Genomic DNA, 17,259 nt, shown 5'->3' with positions numbered 1-17,259 from the left:
CCCGGGGGGCAAACCAGCCGCCCACTCAGTCCCCACTACAATCCAACGGACTAACGCTGACGCAGCGGCCAGAACGGACGCAGCCTGGCGTATTCCACCAGGATTCCCGGGGGCGCGGCCACAGCTCCGATCCAGCCTCCACCAAGATCGAGCGCCTGCAGCCGGGCCAGCGCCGGTCCGGGCGGTGCCAGCACCAGGACCTCGTTCTCGGGAGCGCAGAAGGTGTGCATTTCGCGCGCCATCCCCGTACCCGCCGCCTTCAGCAGCGCCTCCTTGCGAACCCACAGCGCGAGCAGTGACCGGTCAACCGCGGGCGTCGACTCACGACCCAGGGCAGCCATTTCATCCGGATGCGCCACCCGTTCGGCGATTTCGGGCATCACGCCGGCGCGGTCGGCAGGTTCGATGTCGACCCCGACCGGGCCGGCCGTGGACAGCGCCACGGCAAACCCGCCCCCGGCATGGCTGAGACTGGTGCTCACGCCGGTGCCGGGGACCCGAGGGCAACCCAGCGCATCGCGCACCAGCGGTACCGTTACCGGTTCGATACCCAGGTGTGTCCCGATCACCAGCCGGTGGATCGCGTAGCAGAGCGTCAGCTCATCGCGCTCATGCGGGTTGCGCCGCCGCTGGACACGCGCCAGGTCAGCCGCGTCCAGAAGTGCGGCAGCGCCCGCCAGCCATCCCAGCCACTCACGCGTGATGAACAGCATGACCTGGACCCGGGACCCGGATCCGGCGATAAAGCCCGCCCGCCGCAATCCCGAACGGAACGCCTCACCCAGGTCCACGCTTGTCTCGCCACCGTCCATGTCATCCGATTACGTAATCGGCCCACCACCCCGGACACCGCAGCGCAACGCGCCTCAAGCCAAGGCTTCGTACGCCTCGCGCACCGCGATCGCCCCGTGACTACGTTCAAACGCGCGGATGGTGAAGTGCCCTTCGGCCATCTGCTGGAAATGACGCATGAAGAGCGTATTGAGGGTGGCGCCGCTGACCGCGCCGATAATGGGCACGGCCTGCGCCGCAACCTTCTGGCTGACGGTCACCGAGAATCGCGAACCTACCGACGCCAGCAGCTGCACGATCGCCGGACCGGTGTTGTTCACCACCCCGTGCACCGCGATGTATTCGGCCGCAGCCGCCACCTGCTGTGCCAGCACCGCGCGGGCAGCGAAGTAGCCGGACTCGGCGCCGTCGTCGGAGGCGCTGCGCCCGCCCATCGTCAACACCTCAAAGCACGCCAGGGCGGCCGCTGGATCGTCCAGGTCCTCACCCCGGCTGCGGGCGATGTCGGCGATCGATCTCAGGATCATCGTGGTGGTCACCGGCAGCTCGACCGCCAGGCCCGCCAGACCGAAGGCCCCACCCGCCGCGCCGGTCGCCGCGGCCAACCAAGCGTGGGTGCGCGTGCGGGCCGGCGCGTGCAGCTCACCGCGACGCAGGGTCGCCGTGGCCACGCGCAGCGCCTGCTCCAGCGACTTGCGCGTGGCGGTGTTTATCAGCCGGGTAACCGAAGACGGCAGGCGCCGGGCCAACACATACTCCATCGGCGCGCCAACCACGTTGGCCAGCTGCGCTGCCAGACCGGGATTTTCAAGAATATCCCGGGCCCGCTTCAGCTCTTCGAGCTCACCGTCGCCCAGGGTCGGGATCATCTGGTTCATCGCGGCAGAATACTGCCCGCAGCGTGAAGCTGCACTGGCCGGCCCGCCCCGCCCCGCCCCGCCTCGCCCCGCCCCGATCCTCCTGTCGGGTCCGCCCGCTTGCGGCAAGTCCTGGTGGGCGCGACAGGTTGCACAGGCACTTGGCCTTCCGGCGACCATGATCGTGATGCCCAAGGTCACCGCCTCGTTCGTGCTTTCCGGCAGCACCGCAAGCTGGTCCAGTGCCCGCCCCGGCCGGATCGTGGAGGCGTTCATCGGCACCGATATCGCTAATCCGGTCATCATCATCGACGAGATCAAGAAGGCGAGCGCGGTGCGGTACGACCCCACGCCAGCGGTAGAACTCGCATGAGGCGCTACCTGGTGCTTGACCTGGAGGCCACCTGTGACGACCAGGGATCGGTTCCGCGCGACGAAATGGAGATCATCGAGATCGGCGCGGTGCTGCTCGAGCCTGGCACCTGGCTGGTCAGCGACGAGTTCAATGCGTTCGTACGCCCGGTGCGTCATCCCCGGCTGACGCCGTTCTGCACGCAGCTGACTTCGATCACGCAGGCTGATTTCGACCCTGCCCCCGGCTTCGTCGACGTCGTGGCACGGCTACAGGACTGGCTCCGCCCGATCCGCCGGACGGCCTGGGGCTCGTGGGGCAACTACGATCGCCGCCAGATCCAGCAGGACGCCGACTTCCATGACATCGGCTTTCCGATCCAGGCGCCCCATTTCAACCTCAAGGACCGTTTCACCAAGCGCCTCAAGCTGCCCCGTCGTCCGGGTCTCGGCACGGCTTTGGGCATCGCCGGACTGGCGTTCCAAGGCACGCACCACCGGGCCATCGACGACGCGCGGAACATCGCCCGGTTGATGCCGCTGATGTACGGGACGTCGCGGGACTTCCCGCCGCCATGCGGGGGATGATGACCTGTCTGGATCGCAGATGGTAAGAGGACCCAAAAGCAAAAGGGCCAACGGAGATTATCCGTTGACCCTTTGCGTTGTATGGCGCGCCCGGAAGGATTCGAACCTCCGACCCCCAAGTTCGTAGCCTGGTGCTCTATCCAGCTGAGCTACGGGCGCAGAAGCGGAATTATGAAACGTCTTGTCGTTTTCGTCAACGCCGTTTCAGTCAAAGCCGTTTCAGTGAAACCTTGAAACTGGCGGAGAGTGAGGGATTCGAACCCTCGATAGAGCTATAAACCCTATACTCCCTTAGCAGGGGAGCCCCTTCAGCCGCTCGGGCAACTCTCCGAAATGTTCCCTGCGCACTGCAACCGCAGCGGGCAGGCGCAGAATGTTACCGGGTCAGCCGCTGCGCGGCAAACCTTTTTCAGGATTCGGGGTCCGGGGGGGCTTCGCCACCTGCCTCGTCGCGCTGGATCCGCTGGTAGATCTCCTCGCGATGGACGGCAACGTCCTTCGGCGCGGTGATCCCGATCCGGACCTGGTTCCCCTTGACGCCAAGAACCGTGACCGTGACGGTGTCACCGATCATCAGTGTTTCCCCCACGCGCCGCGTCAAAATCAACATAGAACTCTCCAAGGACTGGTGGCAGGATCCACCAGCAACCGCACCGGGCGATCCTGCCCTCGTGCGGTCTGCAATTCAGTTAACGACAAAGGGTAATGATACCGGTCGCGACGCGTCGGAAGATAGGCAAAAAGTAACGCTCCGCTTACTGGAGTTGATCTTTCACCCAGCCGTTCACCTGCGAGAGGGCCTTGACCAGCGCCGCTCCGTCCGGCCCGCCTCCCTGGGCCAGATCAGGCCGCCCGCCACCCTTGCCGCCGATCTGCCCGGCCACGTGCCGCAACAAGTCGCCGGCCTTGATACGGCCACTCGCGCTCCCGCCTACCCCGGCGATCAGCGAGGCCTTGCCGTCACTGACGCCTGCCAGGATCACTACCGCGTCCTTGAGCCGGTCCTTGAGCTGATCAACGGAATCGCGCAGCGCCTTGGCATCCAGCCCCTCAAGCCGTGCGGCCAGTACCTTGACCCCATGGATTTCGGTCGCGCCGGCGGCAAGCTCGGCAGTGACGTCGGTTGCCGCCCTTGCCTTGTGCGCGGCCAGTTCGCGCTCAAGCTTCTTCTGCCGATCCAGCAGGGCCCGCAGCTTGTCACCCACTTCGCCAACAGTGCCTCCCAGCAAGCCGGCAGCCTGCTGGAGCTGCTGCTCGCCGCCGGTGACATGATCCAGCGCTGCCTGCCCGGTCAGCGCCTCCACGCGCCGCACGCCAGCGGACACGCCGCCTTCCGACACCAGCTTGAACAAGCCGATGTCGCCGGTATGGCCCACGTGCGTGCCGCCGCACAATTCGACCGATCCGCCCATCTGCACCACGCGTACGCGCTCGCCGTACTTCTCCCCGAACAGGGCGATGGCGCCCGCATCCATGGCTTCCTGCATGCCCATCTCGCCGATGACGACGGGATGGTTTGCACGGATCTCGTGGTTCACCTGGCGCTCGACCTCTGCCAGCTCCTCGGCAGTGACCGGATTGAAGTGGGAGAAGTCGAAGCGCAGGCGGTCGGGTGCCACCAGCGAGCCTTTCTGGGCCACGTGCGTGCCCAGCAGGCCGCGCAGCGCGCCGTGCAACAGATGGGTGGCGCTGTGGTTGAGCACGATGCTGGCGCGGCGCGACGCGTCGATGGTGCCCGACAGTTCCTGCCCGACGCGCAGCGTGCCGCTTTGCAGGCGACCGAAGTGGCCGTGGAACTGGCCGGCAAGCTTGCGCGTGTCGTCCACGTGGAAGCTGACACCCTCGTCCAGCAGCTGACCGGTATCGCCCACCTGCCCGCCCGACTCGGCATAGAACGGGGTGTTGGCCAGAATCACGACTGCCTCGTCACCGGCTTGAATCACCTCGACCGGCCGGCCGTCGTGCAGCAGGGCCAGCACCTGCAGCCCTTCGGCCTGCACCTGGTCATAGCCGAGGAACGCGGTCGGCTGTAGCTGGGCCACCAACTCGGCTGGCAGCACCGTGCCACCGCCGAACCGACCCGCGGCGCGCGCAGTTTCGCGCTGCTTTTCCATGGCCGTCTCGAAGCCGGCGAGGTCCACTTCCAGGCCGCGCTCGCGGGCGATGTCCTGGGTCAGGTCCAGCGGAAAACCATAGGTGTCGTACAGCCGGAACGCGTCAGCGCCCGGAATGCGGCCGCCACTGCGCTCGGCGACCTCATCGAAGATCCGCATGCCGGCGTCCAGGGTCTCGGCAAAGCGCTCTTCCTCCGCCTTGAGCGCCTTCTCCACCGTGGCAAGCTGCGCCCGCAGTTCGGGATAGGCCACGCCCATCAGCTCGTCGACGGTTGCCGCCAGGCGGTGGAAGAAGGGCTCGCGCACGCCCAGCATCCAGCCGTGGCGCAAAGCGCGTCGGATGATCCGGCGCAGCACGTAACCGCGCCCTTCGTTGGAAGGCAGCACGCCGTCAACAATGAGGAAGGCGCTGGCGCGGATATGGTCTGCAATGACCCGCAGCGACTTGTTGTCCAGATCGGTCGTAGCGGTCAGCTCGGCTGTCCGCCCGATGAGCGTCTGGAACAGGTCGATCTCGTAGTTGCTGTGCGCGCCCTGCAGCACCGCGGCGATGCGCTCAAGGCCCATGCCGGTATCCACGCAAGGCGCCGGCAGCGGCTGCAGGCTGCCGTCGGGCTGGCGATCGAACTGCATGAACACCAGGTTCCAGATTTCGATGAAGCGGTCGCCATCCTCGTCAGGCGATCCGGGCGGACCACCCGGGATATGCGGGCCGTGATCGAAGAAGATCTCACTGCTGGGACCGCAGGGACCGGTATCGGCCATCTGCCAGAAATTATCCGATGCCCAGGGCGCGCCGAGGTTGTCGCCGATACGGATGATGCGCTCGGGCGGCAGGCCGATCTCGTCGCGCCAGATGGCGTAGGCCTCCTCATCGGTGTGATAGACAGTGGCCAGCAGTCGCTCTGGCGGCAGTCCCCACACCGTGGTCAGCAGCTCCCACGCCCAGACAATCGCATCCCTCTTGAAGTAATCACCGAACGACCAGTTACCCAGCATTTCGAAGAAGGTGTGGTGACGGGCGGTGTAACCGACCGCATCCAGGTCGTTGTGCTTGCCGCCGGCACGCAGGCAGCGCTGCACATCGGCAGCGCGCACATAGCCCGGCTTTTCGGCGCCCAGGAACACGTCCTTGAACTGGACCATGCCCGAGTTGGTGAACAGCAGGGTGGGATCGTTGCCAGGAACCAGCGGCGCAGAGGGCACGATGGTATGGCCGCGCTCGCGGAAGAAATCGAGGAATTCCCGGCGGATATCGGAGGTGGTTTTCATCATGGAGTCGGCAAATGTGAAGGGGCGCCGTTCCGGCGCCCGACCGATTCCAGATGCGGCCATGACGTGGAGCTGACTACCCGAAACGCCTAGGTTAACAGGAGCGCGTGCGGCTGGCGCCCACCCCCGACCCGATGCCGCTCTGGTCAGTCCTCCGGCATGAAACCCGTGCTCCGCCGCGCGGTTTCCACATCGAATCCGCGCCGGAGCAGGAACTCAGCCGCCTTGAGCCGGCGCGCCCGGTCGGCGTCCTCCAGCGAGCCGTAGCGCCGCTCGATCAGGCCCTTGGCCTTGCCCTGCCAGTCGTCTTCGCCGTCCTCGGTCAGCGTCTCGAATGCCGCATCCGCCGCGCCCGCATCCAGCTGGTGCATTTCCAGCTCCTGGCGGATCCGCAGCGGACCATAGCCGGTACCGGCGCGGCTGCGGGCCAGGCTCACCGCGAAGCGGGTGTCATCCTGCCAGCCTTCGCTGCGCATGCGCTCGATCGCCTCGGCGGCTTCTTCCGCGCCCACACCACGCGCCTGCAATTTACGCTCCAGCTCGCGGCGCGAATGTTCGCGCCGCACCAGCAGGCTGAGCGCCCGCTGGGCCGGGCTGGGTTCGGGCCTGCGACGGCGCCGCTTGACTGGGCCCGCATCCGCCGCGTCCTGATCATCGCTGCCAGGACCGCCTTGGCGCTCGTCAGCCTCGGACATTGCCCCCTCCTGTCAACCGGCCGGCATTGTGCCGGCCAACCAGGACCATCATTGGACAGAACAGACCGGACAAAACTCAGGCCTTGGCCTCTTTTTTCGGGGCTGCTTCGTCTTTCTCCGCCTCGACAACGGGCTTGGGCATCAGCCGCTCGCGGATCTGGGCTTCCAGGCGGGCGGCGAGCTCGGGATTGTCCTTCAGATACTGACGGGCATTTTCCTTGCCCTGGCCGATGCGCTCTTCGCCGTAGCTGTACCAGGCACCCGCCCTTTCCACCAGCTTTTCGTTCACGCCCATGTCGATCAGCTCACCTTCGCGGCTGATGCCCTGACCGTAGAGGATCTCGGTGATCACCTGCTTGAACGGCGGGGCCATCTTGTTCTTGACCACCCGGATCCGGGTCTGGTTGCCGATGACCTCATCGCCCTTCTTGATCGCACCGATGCGGCGGATGTCCAGCCGCACCGAGGCGTAGAACTTGAGCGCGTTGCCGCCGGAAGTGACCTCCGGGCTCTGGCCCGGCATCATGATGCCGATCTTGTGGCGCAGCTGGTTGATGAAGAACACCATGCAGTTGCTGCGCTTGATGTTGCCGGTCAGCTTGCGCAGCGCCTGGCTCATCAGCCGCGCCTGCAGGCCGGGAAGCTGGTCGCCCATCTCGCCTTCGATCTCGGCCTTGGGTGTGAGCGCGGCAACCGAGTCGATCACCACGATGTCCACGGCGTTGGAACGCACCAGCATGTCGGCGATCTCCAGTGCCTGCTCACCGGTGTCGGGCTGTGAGAGCAGCAGGTCGTCTACGTTGACCCCCAGCTTGGCCGCGTAGCCGGGATCAAGCGCATGCTCGGCGTCGATGAAGGCCGCAGTTCCGCCCTGCTTCTGGCATTCGGCGATGGTCTGCAGGGTCAGCGTGGTCTTGCCGGACGACTCCGGTCCGTAGATCTCCACCACCCGGCCCTTGGGCAAGCCGCCAATGCCCAGCGCCAGATCAAGCTGCAGGGAGCCGGTGGGAATCGATTCGAACGCCTGCTGGATGCCGTCGCCCATGCGCATCACCGAGCCCTTGCCGAACTGCTTCTCGATCTGGCCCAGGGCGGCTGACAGCGCGCGTTTCTTGTTCTCGTCCATTTTGGCTTTCCTCTGCAATGATGTTGATCCGGTTGATGGGCAATCTATCGGGGGCGGGTCGCACAGGCTGCGACCACGGATTGATGTTGGACAAGGCGCCGGTCTGCAACGAGGCGGGAACGCCGCTGCACCGGGTAGGGAAAGACCGCGCCACGTGCCGGGGAAACAGGACGGGCGACGGCCCGCCTCACCGGTTCGGCCTGACCAGTCCGCAGTACAGGCCTTCTATCGCGAAGTCCTGGTCCGGCAGCACTTCGATCGGCGCGTGGTCGGGGTTGCGCGGCAACAGGCGGATCCGGTCGCTGCCGAGCTTGAGCAACTTGACGGTGATTTCCTCGTCCACCCGCGCGACCACGATCTGGCCGGAGTGGGCGTCACCGGTACGATGCACGCCGATCAAGTCGCCATCGAAGATGCCTTCGTCGCGCATCGAATCGCCCTTGACCTTGAGCAGGTAATCCGGCGCGGGCGAAAACAGCACCCGGTCCAGGATCAGGTAATCGTCCGCCTCCAAGGAGGAAAAGGAGTCCGGCGCACCGGCACTGATCGGCCTGCCTGCCGCCACCTCGCCCAGCACCGGCAGGCGCAGCGCGTTGTCGTGGGCGGGCGGGGTGACAGTTCCCAGATCAAAGCTGCGCTGTGGCTGCTCCGGCGTGACCAGCAGGCGGATGCCGCGGGCCCGGCCGGGGATGCGCTCGATCGCCCCTGCGGCCTCCAGCGCCTCCAGGTGGTACTGGGCCGCACGCACGCCGCTGAAGCCAAAAGCGCGGGCAATCTCGGTCTGCGAGGGCGGCATGCCCTCGGCCTCGATACGCTCGGCAATCAGGGCAAGCACGTTACGCTGGGTTTCGGTGATCTGCATGTGGGTAGTAATACTACTAACCACGGGAACCGTCAACGAAAATCACCCGCCCGGCTCAGCGGCGCCGACCGCTGCGCCAGATGGAGAACACGATCCAGATACCGCTGAGCGCCGCGCCCAGGAACCCGAGCACGCCCATGGCCATCAGCGCACGATTGGAAGCGCCGCCGGCAACGCTGTTCATCACGATCGAGGAGCCCACGATCAGCGCCGCGGTGATCACGCCCACGGTCAGGCGGTTGGCGGCGCTGTTGACCTGGCTGCCGAAGTCCTTGAGGGAAGTGACCTCGATCTGCGCCCGCAGGCGCCCTCGCCGCGCAGCTTGCAGCAGGCGGCGCAGGTCGCGCGGCAGGGTTCCCATCAGGTCCATCGCGCCGGAAACCGTGCGCCGGCCGCGGCGGGCCAGCGCAGCCGGCGAATAGCGTTGCAGCAGCGCGCGCTCCAGATACGGTTGGGCTACGGCGGCCATGTCGAAGTCGGGATCCAATTGCCGGCCCAGGCCCTCCAGGGTCAGGAAGGCCTTGATCATCAGCGCCAGGTCCGGCGGCAGCGACAGCTTGTTGCGCCTGAGCATGGCGGCCACGTCCAGCAGCATCGCGCCCATCCGCAGCTCCTTCAGCGGCACCCCGCGGTACTGGTCGACAAAGGCGTCCACATCGGTCTGCAGCCGGCCTTCCTCGACATCCCCGTCGCCGTCGCCCCACTCGAGCATGATGTCGGCCACGGATTCGGAATCCTGCGACACCATCCCGTACAGCAGCTGCGCCACCTGCTGCCGGCGGCGCTCACCCACCCGTCCGACCATGCCGAAATCGATCACGCCGATCCGGCCGTCATCCAGGTAGAAAATGTTGCCCGGGTGCGGGTCGGCATGGAACAGGCCATCCTCGAGCACCATCTTCAGCACGATCCCGGCACCGCGGCGCGCCAGTTCATGACGGTCCAGCCCCAGCGCATCCACGGCCGCCAGGTCGGTGCCCGGGATTCCGGACATGAACTCCTGCACGTTCAGCCGTTCGCAGGTCCACTGCCAGTGGATGGCGGGAATCGCGATGCGCTCGTCATCGCCAAAATTCTCCGCGATCCGTTCGGCATTGCGGCATTCCGCGGCGAAGTCCAGCTCGGTCCGCAGCGAGGTGCCGAACTGGTGAACGATATCGGTCGGGCGGTAACGGCGCAGATCCGGGGCCCGGGTCTCGACGATCTCCGCCAGCCGCGCAAGCAGCCGCAGGTCAGCCTCCACCTGTTCGCGGATGCCCGGGCGGCGCACCTTCAACACCACCGCCCGCCCATCGTCCAGCCAGGCACGGTGGGCCTGGGCCAGCGATCCGGCTGCGAGCGGCACCTGCTCAATCCGCGCGAACACCTGTTCCGGCTCGTCCCCCAGGTCTTCCACCAGCTGCGGGCGGATCTCCTGCCAGGACAGCGCGGGTACGGCGTTCTGCAGTTTGCTGAGTTCGGTGATCCACTCCGGCGGCAACAGGTCCACCCGCGTGGCCAGCACCTGGCCGAGCTTGACGAAGGTGGGCCCGAGTTCCTGCAGCGCATGACGCAAACGCGCGGACGGCTCCATCCGTGGCCGTTCGTCGGCCTGCCCCCAGTGCAGCAGGCGCCCTGCCCGCTCCAGCGCACTGGACAGACCGATCCGCTGTACGAATTCGCCGAAGCCGTAGCGGATCAGGGCCGATGCAATTTCCTGCAGCCGGCCCAGGTCACGGACGGTGCCCAGCGTTTCCCACATCAGCCTGTTCCTGCCCGTGCCGGCGCGCGGGCATTCACAGCAGCTTGTCCAGGCCCTGGAGGGCCACCAGCACGGTCTGGCGGCGCACCGCGTCGCGATCGCCCGGGAAGTGAAACAGCTCGGCGTGGGTGTATCCCGCCCGGCGTTTCCAGGCGATCCATACGGTTCCCACCGGCTTGTCTTCAGTGCCGCCGCCAGGCCCGGCAATACCGGTCACCGCCACGGCGACGGTTGCGCCGGAATTCACCAGCGCGCCCGACACCATTTCCACCGACGTCTCGCGGCTGACCGCACCGTGTTCTTCCAGCGTGCCCGGCTGCACCCCCAGCATCGCCTGCTTGGCTTCGTAGCTGTAGGCCACCAGGCCGCAGTCGAACCACTCCGATGAACCGGGAACATCTGTCATGGTCTTTGCGATCCAGCCGCCGGTGCAACTCTCGGCGGTCACCAGCATGTGGCGTTCGCCGCGCAGCCGTTCGCCCAGTTCGCGGGCCAGCTCATACAAAACAAGGTCGTCGGGGGCCTGGTCCATCGCTGTGCTGCTCAGTGGGGTGTGCGGTGATTGTCGCATTCCAGCCCGCGACACGGAAAAGCCCGCGCATCCGGAGATGCGCGGGCCCTTGCTCGCGTTGGGCTAATCAGCCCGGCCGACTACAACTCAATAACGGAAGCGCAAAGTCATGCCGTAGGTGCGCGGTGCGCCCAGGTAGGTGTTCCAGGACTGGGCCTGAATCGGGGCATCGATGCCCACCTGCTTGTAGGTCTCGTCGGTTAGGTTCTGACCCCAGAACTCGACCATCCAGCCCCGGTCCTGGCGGCCGAAGCCCAGGCGGGCGTTGAGCAGCGTGTACGCCTCCTGTTCCTTCTGCGGGTCCAGGTCCGAGCCGGTGTTGTAATCAGACATGTACTTGGCGCCGATGTTGAAGCGGCCGAGCAGGTTGGAGCCGATGTCCCACTCATAGGTCACCGAGGCATTGCCCGACCACTCGGGGGCGAAGCTCATCTGGTTGCCCGGCAGCAGGCTAAGGTCGGGATCGGGCAGCAGGTCGTTGCCGTACTCGGTCTCCGCATAGGTCAGCCCGCCCTGCACCATCAGGCCGGTGATGCCTGTCTGCCACAGCACGTCCATGTCCACGCCGGTGGAGGTCACTTTGGGAATCGAGCGCACCACGAACGCCGTGCCCAGGAAGCTGTTGAGCTGGAAGTCCTCGTACTCCTGGTGGAACAGCGCCGCGTTGAACAGCAGGTTGCCGTCCGCCCAGGTGGTCTTCATGCCCAGCTCGTAGCTGTCCACGAACTCACCCGGGAAGTAGGTGTCATCCTGAGGCGTCACCCCCACCTGCACCCGGTCGAGGTTGAAGCCGCCGCCCTTGTAGCCGCGCGCCGCCGACACATAGCCCATCACGTCGTCGGAGAAGTCGTAGGCCACCTTGAGCGTGCCCGACCATTCCTTCTCGGTCCGCTCCTGCCGGGTCTCGCGACCGTTGTGGAGCACGTTGGCCCACGGCAGGCACATGAAGCCGGCCACCTGCTGGATGGCCGGCTGTAGCTGCGGCAGCATCTGCGCCATCAGCTGCTGCTGCAGCGCCGGCGGCAGGTTGGCGAACCCGTCCACGCGGCCGATCATTGCCCCGCCCACGGCGGCGGCCGGATCGGACAGGGTAATGCCACAAGCCGCGCTGCCATTGGGGTTGGAAAACGACGAATCGAGCGTCTTCTTCTCGTGGGTGTAGCGCAGGCCCAGGGTGATATCCAGGGTGTCGCTGACGTGGAAGGTGTTGTTGGTGAAGATCGCCGTGCTCTTGGCATTCTGCGCGTACCGGTCGTGTGCACCAATGCCGGTGAAGTTGGTGCCGAACGGCCGTCCGGTGACCTCTGATACAAAGGTCGCCGGGTTGCCTGTATTGACGCTCAGTCCCAGCGGACCGACCGCCTGCTGCAATCCGGCCACGGCCTGTGACAGGCCGGCCAGCACCTGGCTGCCCACCAGGGTGGACAGGTACGGCTCGTAGCCGGCACCCATGTGATAGGAATCATTGCGGGCCAGGTCCTCATCGGAATAGAACACGCCCACCATCCAGTCGACACGGTCGGTCGAGCCGGTCATGCGCAGTTCCTGGCTGAAGGTGTCGAACGCGACCAGCGAATAATCCTCGTCCGCGGGCCGGAACATGATGTCGGCCGCGCTGTAGTCGAAGTCGATGCTGGTGATCGCATCCCAGGTGCGCGCCGCGGTGATCGAGGTCAGCGTGGCGTTGTTCGCCCACGGCGTGGTCCAGTTGATCTCAGCCGACACGCCCTTGTCCTTCAGGTCCTGCTCGGAGGGACGGTTGGCATAGGCCAGTCGTCGATCCAGGTCCGGCACAGGAATGATGCCTTCCCCGCCGGGAGTGAGCGCATCAATGATGTCCGCGGTCGGACCGCGGTGCGTGGTCATGCTGACGCAGCAGCTTTCCTCGCGGCTGGCGTAATCACCGGCGAAATTGATGCTCAGGTCGGCCGTGGGCTCGAACAGCAGCTGCATGCGCATTGCGTGGTAGTTCTGGTCCGCATCATCGGTCTGGGTGCGCGGACCGTTGGCGGTGAACACGTTGTCGACGCCGTCGCGCTTGCGCTTGGTGGCATAGACGCGGAAGGCCGCGTTTTCACCCAGGGCATCGTTGTAGGAGCCCCCCACGCCCACCAGGCCGTAGTTGCCCACGGTCACCTCGCCCTCGGCTTCCTGGCTATAGCTAGGCTTGCGGGTGACCACGTTGATCACGCCTGCCGAGGTGTTCTTGCCGAACACCGTGCCCTGCGGACCCTTGAGCACCTCGATGCGTTCCAGCTCGCCCAGGTCCCCGAAGCCGACGCTGTTGCGGGCCCGGTACACGCCGTCGATCACCACGCCCACCGACGACTCAAGCCCCGGGTTGTCACCCACGGTGCCGATGCCGCGGATACGGGCGGTGGTCTGGGCGGCGGACTGGGTACTGGTCACGGTCAGGCCCGGCACCAGCACCTGCATGTCCTTGATGTCGCGCACGCCGGTGTCCAGCAGCAGCTGCTCGGGCAGCACGTTGATCACGATCGGCACGTCCTGCAGCGCTTCCTCGCGCTTCTGCGCGGTCACCACCATGGTTGCCAGGGTGGCGGGCTCCTCGCGGTCACTGGTTGCAGGCTGCGTGTCCTGAGCCTGCGCAAGAGGGACCTGGGACAGTGCAACCAGGCCGGCCAGGACGGCCGCGGCCAGCAGATTGCGTTGCGGTTGGATCGATTGCATGGATGACATCCCCCAAAACCAGTTGATCGAATCGACAAGACGGCGCAGGCGTGGCTGCCCGCTGTTGTTGTCGGCTCCGGTCCCGGTGGGGGGCGTGACCTGTGCCTTGCGGAAAAGCTAGCACACTTCCAAACGCAAGCGTATGGGGAGCGGGTCAGCCGCCGGCCTGCGGAAACGGCCGGAGTTTGCCCTCATGCAACTCCATCACCCGGTCAAGGCGCCGTGCCAGGCTGCGGTCATGGGTCACCATCACCAGGCTGGTCTGCTGCTCACGGTTGAGTTCAAGCATCAGTTCGAACACGATCGCCGCGGTCTTCTCATCCAGGTTGCCGGTGGGTTCGTCGCCCAGCACGCAGGCGGGGCGGTTGACCAGGGCGCGGGCCACCGCGGCCCGCTGGCGTTCACCGCCGGACAGTTCACCCGGCTTGTGTCCCAACCTCGGCCCCAGGCCGACCGCCTCCAGCAGCGCGCGCGCCCTCGCCGTGGCGTCCTTCACTTCGGATCCGCCCAGCAGCACCGGGAGCATCACGTTTTCAAGCGCGGTGAATTCAGGCAGCAAGTGGTGGAACTGATAGACGAAGCCGAGCGCCCTGTTGCGCAGCTGGCCGCGCGCCGCATCCGACAGGCCGCTCATGCGATGCCCGTCAACGAACACTTCTCCGGCGGTGGGTGTGTCCAGCCCACCCAGCAGATGCAGCAGGGTGCTTTTGCCCGCACCTGATGCGCCCAGGATGGCGACTGTCTCGCCCCGCGCAACTTCAAAGTCCAGCCCCGAGAACACCGCTGTGTTGAGACCGCCTTCGGAATAGACCTTGCCCAGGCCTTCGGCACGGACCACTGCATCATTCATAGCGCAACGCCTCCGCCGGCGCGGTGCGCGCAGCGCGCCAGGCCGGGTATACGGTTGCCACCAGCGCCATGGCCAGCGCCACCACGGCAATCACCACCACGTCGGGAGCGCTGAGTTCGGTTGGCAAACCCGTGATGTAGTAAACATCCGGCGGGATCAGCACCACGTTGAAGGTCCGTTCGATCGCACGCAGGATGTGCTCCAGGTTGAGGGTCAGCAGGATGCCACCAACCACCCCGAGCACGGTGCCGAAAATCCCGATCATGCTGCCCTGGACCATGAAGGTCTGCATCACCCCGCGCGGGGTCAGGCCCAGGGTGCGCAGGATGGCAATGTCGGCCTGCTTGTCGGTCACCAGCATCACCTGCGATGACACCAGGTTGAACGCGCCCATGGCGATGATCAGTGACAGCAGGATCGCGATCATGGTCTTTTCCAGGCGCAGCGCACGGAACATGTTCGCGTTCTCGCTGCTCCAGTCGCTGACCTGGTACGGGCCCTGCAGGCGCAGCACCAGATCGCGCGCCACCTCCCAGGCCTGATCCATGTCGTGCAGGCGCAGGCGCACTCCGGTCACGCCATCGCCCATGCGCAACACCCGCTGCAGGTCCTCCATGTTCGCCACTGCCAGGCTGCGGTCGAACTGCTGGTGGCCCACCTGGAAAATGCCGCTGACGGTGAACCGCTTGAGCTGCGGCACTGCGCCCATCGGCGTGGTCTGGAAATCGGTGGTCACCACCACCTTGTCGCCCACGCCCACACCCAGCCACAGCGCCAGGTCGCGACCGAGAACGATATTGAAGCTGCCGGGAGCAAGATCATCCAGGTCGCCGGATACCATGCGCTCGGCGATTTTGGACACCTCGCGCTCGTATTCGGGCACCACGCCCTGCACCATCGCGGGTTCCCGGCGCGGCCCGGCTATGAGCGCCTGGGTTTCAACAAACGGTGCCGCGCCGGCCACCCGCGCGTCCACCATTGCCTCGGACACGGCGCCCTGCCAGTTCTCCATCGGCTCGCCGTAGGCGCTGATGGTGGCGTGCGCGGTCATTTCCAGCATCCGGTCGCGGATCTCGCGCTGGAACCCGCTCATCACCGACAGCGCGGTGATCAGCACCGCCACGCCGATGGCGATGCCCAGGATCGACGCCAGGGAAATGAAGGAGATGAAGCCATTGCGGCGCTTTGCGCGCAGGTAGCGCAGGCCGATCGCGACGGGGACGGGCTTGAACATCGGCTCTCGCAGGCAGGACGGATGCCGCGGCGGTGCCGGGCACAAGGGCCGCTATGTTGCCACTGAAGCGCCCTTTCGCGCAGCCCGCCTTAAAGGAGCGGCCAGCCTCAGTTCACGCCGCAGCGGCGCCGGCAGGGTGTCCGGCCACCAGGCCAACCGCCTCGTACGCCCTGCACCGTCATTCCAGCGCAGGAAGGCGAGCGGGCCGCGCCAGGTCACGCTGGCCTCGTGCACGGGCACGCCGTCAATCAGCACTGGGCCGTCCTGGCCAGTGAACACGAAACGGTGCACGGGCTGCGCGTGATGCCGTACGGCCGACAACAGCCCGTAGGCCAGGGCCAGCACCGCCAGCGGCCAGGCAACCATGCGCGGCATTTCCGACGCGTTTATGGCAAACGCGGCCAGCATCGCAAGCAGTACCAGCCCCGCGCAAAGCCAGCGCGAGGGTTGCCACTCAATATGGCAACCCAAGGATCCGCTGGATGAGCTGCTTGAGCTCGGCATCGGGGACATCCTCATAGCCCATGAACCAGCGCCAGAGCTTATCGTCCTCGCACGCCAGCAGGCGTAGGAAAACCTCGCGCTGGGCTTCGGAATCCGTCGCCCAGGCATGGTCCAGATGGCGGTTGAACAGCACGTCCAGCTCGCGCATGCCGCGCCGCGCGCGCCAGCGCAGCCGGCGCAGTTCAACCTGGTCTTCGGGAGTCACGGCGTTCTGCGACTCAGCCCTGGCGGGCCAGCATCAGCCGCTTGATCTCACCGATCGCCTTGCCCGGGTTCAGCCCCTTGGGGCACGTGCGGGCGCAGTTCATGATCGTGTGGCAGCGGTAGAGCTTGAACGGGTCTTCCAGGTCGTCCAGCCGTGCACCGATATCTTCGTCGCGGCTGTCAACGATCCAGCGATAGGCCTGGAGCAGGATCGCCGGGCCCAGATAACGGTCGCCGTTCCACCAGTAGCTTGGGCAGGCGGTGCTGCAGCAGGCGCACAGGATGCATTCGTACAGGCCGTCCAGGCGGTCGCGCTCCTCGGGCGACTGCAGCCGCTCGCGGTCCGGCGGCGGCTTGCCCTGGGTGCGCAGCCACGGCTTGATCGAGGCGTACTGGGCGAAGAAGTGGGTCAGGTCCGGCACCAGGTCCTTGATCACCGGCATGTGCGGCAGCGGATAGATCGGGACTTCCTGCTTGGCGCAGTCCTCGATCGCCCGGGTGCAGGCCAGGGTGTTGGTGCCGTCGATGTTCATCGCGCACGAGCCGCAGATGCCCTCGCGGCAGGAGCGCCGGAACGTGAGCGTCGGATCGATCTCGTTCTTGATCTTGATCAGCGCGTCCAGAACCATCGGCCCGCAGCTGTCCAGGTCCACCTCGTAGGTGTCGGTGCTTGGATTGCGACCCTCGTCCGGACTCCAGCGGTAGACCTTGAAGGTGCGCGTGCGCTTGGCCCCGGTGGCGGGGAAGTGCCGGCCCTTCTGGACCTTGGAGTTCTTCGGGAGCGTGAATTCAGCCATTGTCTCTATC

17 protein-coding genes and 2 tRNA genes are annotated in these 17,259 nt (G+C 66.1%); 2 read left to right on the top strand and 17 right to left on the bottom strand.

Annotated features, from left to right (window positions below; genetic code table 11):
- Nucleotides 1–50 precede the first annotated feature (50 nt).
- The gene (locus ACW7G2_RS08945) at nucleotides 51–713 is read right to left on the bottom strand and encodes a 4'-phosphopantetheinyl transferase family protein (protein WP_456974869.1); all 663 of its coding nucleotides are present in this window, start codon (nucleotides 711–713) and stop codon (nucleotides 51–53) included.
- 153 nt (nucleotides 714–866) lie between these two features.
- The gene (locus tag ACW7G2_RS08940; RefSeq protein WP_456974867.1) at nucleotides 867–1,670 is read right to left on the bottom strand and encodes an EcsC family protein; all 804 of its coding nucleotides are present in this window, start codon (nucleotides 1,668–1,670) and stop codon (nucleotides 867–869) included.
- Here ACW7G2_RS08940 and ACW7G2_RS08935 point away from each other — a divergent pair.
- Complete coding sequence (locus ACW7G2_RS08935) at nucleotides 1,570–2,022, top strand: AAA family ATPase (RefSeq protein ID WP_456974865.1); 453 nt, start codon at nucleotides 1,570–1,572, stop codon at nucleotides 2,020–2,022. The two genes, ACW7G2_RS08940 and ACW7G2_RS08935, sit on opposite strands and share 101 nt — an antisense overlap.
- A complete protein-coding gene (locus tag ACW7G2_RS08930; protein WP_456974863.1) occupies nucleotides 2,019–2,588 on the top strand; it encodes an exonuclease domain-containing protein in 570 nt (189 codons plus the stop codon). Before ACW7G2_RS08935 ends, ACW7G2_RS08930 begins: the two co-directional genes overlap by 4 nt.
- A gap of 82 nt (nucleotides 2,589–2,670) precedes the next feature.
- On the opposite strand, the gene ACW7G2_RS08925 is transcribed toward ACW7G2_RS08930, so the two are convergent.
- The 15 genes from ACW7G2_RS08925 to ACW7G2_RS08855 all read right to left on the bottom strand — a co-directional run bounded on the left by ACW7G2_RS08925 (nucleotide 2,671) and on the right by ACW7G2_RS08855 (nucleotide 17,249).
- Nucleotides 2,671–2,747: transfer RNA gene (locus tag ACW7G2_RS08925), tRNA-Arg, on the bottom strand.
- Nucleotides 2,748–2,825: 78 nt separating this feature from the next.
- Nucleotides 2,826–2,918: transfer RNA gene (locus tag ACW7G2_RS08920), tRNA-Ser, on the bottom strand.
- 79 nt (nucleotides 2,919–2,997) lie between these two features.
- Complete coding sequence (gene csrA / locus ACW7G2_RS08915; protein ID WP_456974861.1) at nucleotides 2,998–3,198, bottom strand: carbon storage regulator CsrA; 201 nt, start codon at nucleotides 3,196–3,198, stop codon at nucleotides 2,998–3,000.
- Nucleotides 3,199–3,343: 145 nt separating this feature from the next.
- Nucleotides 3,344–5,977, bottom strand: a complete 2,634-nt coding sequence (gene alaS / locus ACW7G2_RS08910) for an alanine--tRNA ligase (RefSeq protein ID WP_456974859.1) — start codon at nucleotides 5,975–5,977, stop codon at nucleotides 3,344–3,346.
- Nucleotides 5,978–6,120: 143 nt separating this feature from the next.
- Nucleotides 6,121–6,669 (bottom strand): regulatory protein RecX, encoded by a 549-nt coding sequence (locus ACW7G2_RS08905; RefSeq protein ID WP_456974857.1) that lies wholly within the window; start codon nucleotides 6,667–6,669, stop codon nucleotides 6,121–6,123.
- Nucleotides 6,670–6,745: 76 nt separating this feature from the next.
- Nucleotides 6,746–7,795, bottom strand: a complete 1,050-nt coding sequence (gene recA, locus ACW7G2_RS08900; protein ID WP_456974854.1) for a recombinase RecA — start codon at nucleotides 7,793–7,795, stop codon at nucleotides 6,746–6,748.
- Between the two features lie 187 nt (nucleotides 7,796–7,982).
- Complete coding sequence (gene lexA, locus ACW7G2_RS08895; RefSeq protein ID WP_456974852.1) at nucleotides 7,983–8,657, bottom strand: transcriptional repressor LexA; 675 nt, start codon at nucleotides 8,655–8,657, stop codon at nucleotides 7,983–7,985.
- A gap of 55 nt (nucleotides 8,658–8,712) precedes the next feature.
- Nucleotides 8,713–10,398: a 2-polyprenylphenol 6-hydroxylase gene (gene ubiB / locus ACW7G2_RS08890; RefSeq protein ID WP_456974850.1), complete on the bottom strand. Its 1,686-nt coding sequence runs from the start codon at nucleotides 10,396–10,398 to the stop codon at nucleotides 8,713–8,715.
- 34 nt (nucleotides 10,399–10,432) lie between these two features.
- Nucleotides 10,433–10,930, bottom strand: a complete 498-nt coding sequence (locus ACW7G2_RS08885; RefSeq protein WP_456974848.1) for a CinA family protein — start codon at nucleotides 10,928–10,930, stop codon at nucleotides 10,433–10,435.
- A 126-nt stretch (nucleotides 10,931–11,056) separates the two neighbouring features.
- Nucleotides 11,057–13,660 carry a TonB-dependent receptor gene (locus ACW7G2_RS08880; protein ID WP_456974846.1) on the bottom strand — a complete coding sequence of 868 codons (2,604 nt, stop codon included), beginning with the start codon at nucleotides 13,658–13,660 and terminating at the stop codon, nucleotides 11,057–11,059.
- A gap of 154 nt (nucleotides 13,661–13,814) precedes the next feature.
- Nucleotides 13,815–14,510, bottom strand: a complete 696-nt coding sequence (gene lolD / locus ACW7G2_RS08875) for a lipoprotein-releasing ABC transporter ATP-binding protein LolD (protein ID WP_456974844.1) — start codon at nucleotides 14,508–14,510, stop codon at nucleotides 13,815–13,817.
- Nucleotides 14,503–15,744, bottom strand: coding sequence for a lipoprotein-releasing ABC transporter permease subunit (locus tag ACW7G2_RS08870; RefSeq protein WP_456974842.1), 1,242 nt, complete (start codon nucleotides 15,742–15,744; stop codon nucleotides 14,503–14,505). Before ACW7G2_RS08870 ends, lolD begins: the two co-directional genes overlap by 8 nt.
- A gap of 51 nt (nucleotides 15,745–15,795) precedes the next feature.
- A complete protein-coding gene (locus ACW7G2_RS08865) occupies nucleotides 15,796–16,110 on the bottom strand; it encodes a hypothetical protein (protein ID WP_456974840.1) in 315 nt (104 codons plus the stop codon).
- An 88-nt stretch (nucleotides 16,111–16,198) separates the two neighbouring features.
- The gene (locus ACW7G2_RS08860) at nucleotides 16,199–16,396 is read right to left on the bottom strand and encodes an FAD assembly factor SdhE (protein WP_456974897.1); all 198 of its coding nucleotides are present in this window, start codon (nucleotides 16,394–16,396) and stop codon (nucleotides 16,199–16,201) included.
- 70 nt (nucleotides 16,397–16,466) lie between these two features.
- A complete protein-coding gene (locus ACW7G2_RS08855) occupies nucleotides 16,467–17,249 on the bottom strand; it encodes a succinate dehydrogenase iron-sulfur subunit (protein WP_456974838.1) in 783 nt (260 codons plus the stop codon).
- Nucleotides 17,250–17,259 lie beyond the last annotated feature (10 nt).

The organism is Luteimonas sp. A277 (assembly GCF_054052045.1).
Note: the sequence above shows the minus strand (reverse complement) of the source record. Positions and strands in the feature narration are given on the sequence as shown.

Excerpts from the sequence above, each read along its gene's own strand:
- lexA (WP_456974852.1), bottom strand. The coding sequence starts at position 8,657 with ATGCAGATCACCGAAACCCAGCGTAACGTGCTTGCCCTGATTGCCGAG.
- alaS (WP_456974859.1), bottom strand. The coding sequence starts at position 5,977 with ATGATGAAAACCACCTCCGATATCCGCCGGGAATTCCTCGATTTCTTC.
- lolD (WP_456974844.1), bottom strand. The coding sequence starts at position 14,510 with ATGAATGATGCAGTGGTCCGTGCCGAAGGCCTGGGCAAGGTCTATTCC.
- ACW7G2_RS08865 (WP_456974840.1), bottom strand. The coding sequence starts at position 16,110 with ATGGTTGCCTGGCCGCTGGCGGTGCTGGCCCTGGCCTACGGGCTGTTG.
- ACW7G2_RS08930 (WP_456974863.1), top strand. The coding sequence starts at position 2,019 with ATGAGGCGCTACCTGGTGCTTGACCTGGAGGCCACCTGTGACGACCAG.
- ACW7G2_RS08880 (WP_456974846.1), bottom strand. The coding sequence starts at position 13,660 with ATGCAATCGATCCAACCGCAACGCAATCTGCTGGCCGCGGCCGTCCTG.
- csrA (WP_456974861.1), bottom strand. The coding sequence starts at position 3,198 with ATGTTGATTTTGACGCGGCGCGTGGGGGAAACACTGATGATCGGTGAC.
- ACW7G2_RS08945 (WP_456974869.1), bottom strand. The coding sequence starts at position 713 with ATGCTGTTCATCACGCGTGAGTGGCTGGGATGGCTGGCGGGCGCTGCC.
- ACW7G2_RS08855 (WP_456974838.1), bottom strand. The coding sequence starts at position 17,249 with ATGGCTGAATTCACGCTCCCGAAGAACTCCAAGGTCCAGAAGGGCCGG.
- ACW7G2_RS08885 (WP_456974848.1), bottom strand. The coding sequence starts at position 10,930 with ATGGACCAGGCCCCCGACGACCTTGTTTTGTATGAGCTGGCCCGCGAA.
- recA (WP_456974854.1), bottom strand. The coding sequence starts at position 7,795 with ATGGACGAGAACAAGAAACGCGCGCTGTCAGCCGCCCTGGGCCAGATC.
- ubiB (WP_456974850.1), bottom strand. The coding sequence starts at position 10,398 with ATGTGGGAAACGCTGGGCACCGTCCGTGACCTGGGCCGGCTGCAGGAA.
- ACW7G2_RS08905 (WP_456974857.1), bottom strand. The coding sequence starts at position 6,669 with ATGTCCGAGGCTGACGAGCGCCAAGGCGGTCCTGGCAGCGATGATCAG.
- ACW7G2_RS08870 (WP_456974842.1), bottom strand. The coding sequence starts at position 15,744 with ATGTTCAAGCCCGTCCCCGTCGCGATCGGCCTGCGCTACCTGCGCGCA.
- ACW7G2_RS08860 (WP_456974897.1), bottom strand. The coding sequence starts at position 16,396 with ATGCGCGAGCTGGACGTGCTGTTCAACCGCCATCTGGACCATGCCTGG.
- ACW7G2_RS08940 (WP_456974867.1), bottom strand. The coding sequence starts at position 1,670 with ATGAACCAGATGATCCCGACCCTGGGCGACGGTGAGCTCGAAGAGCTG.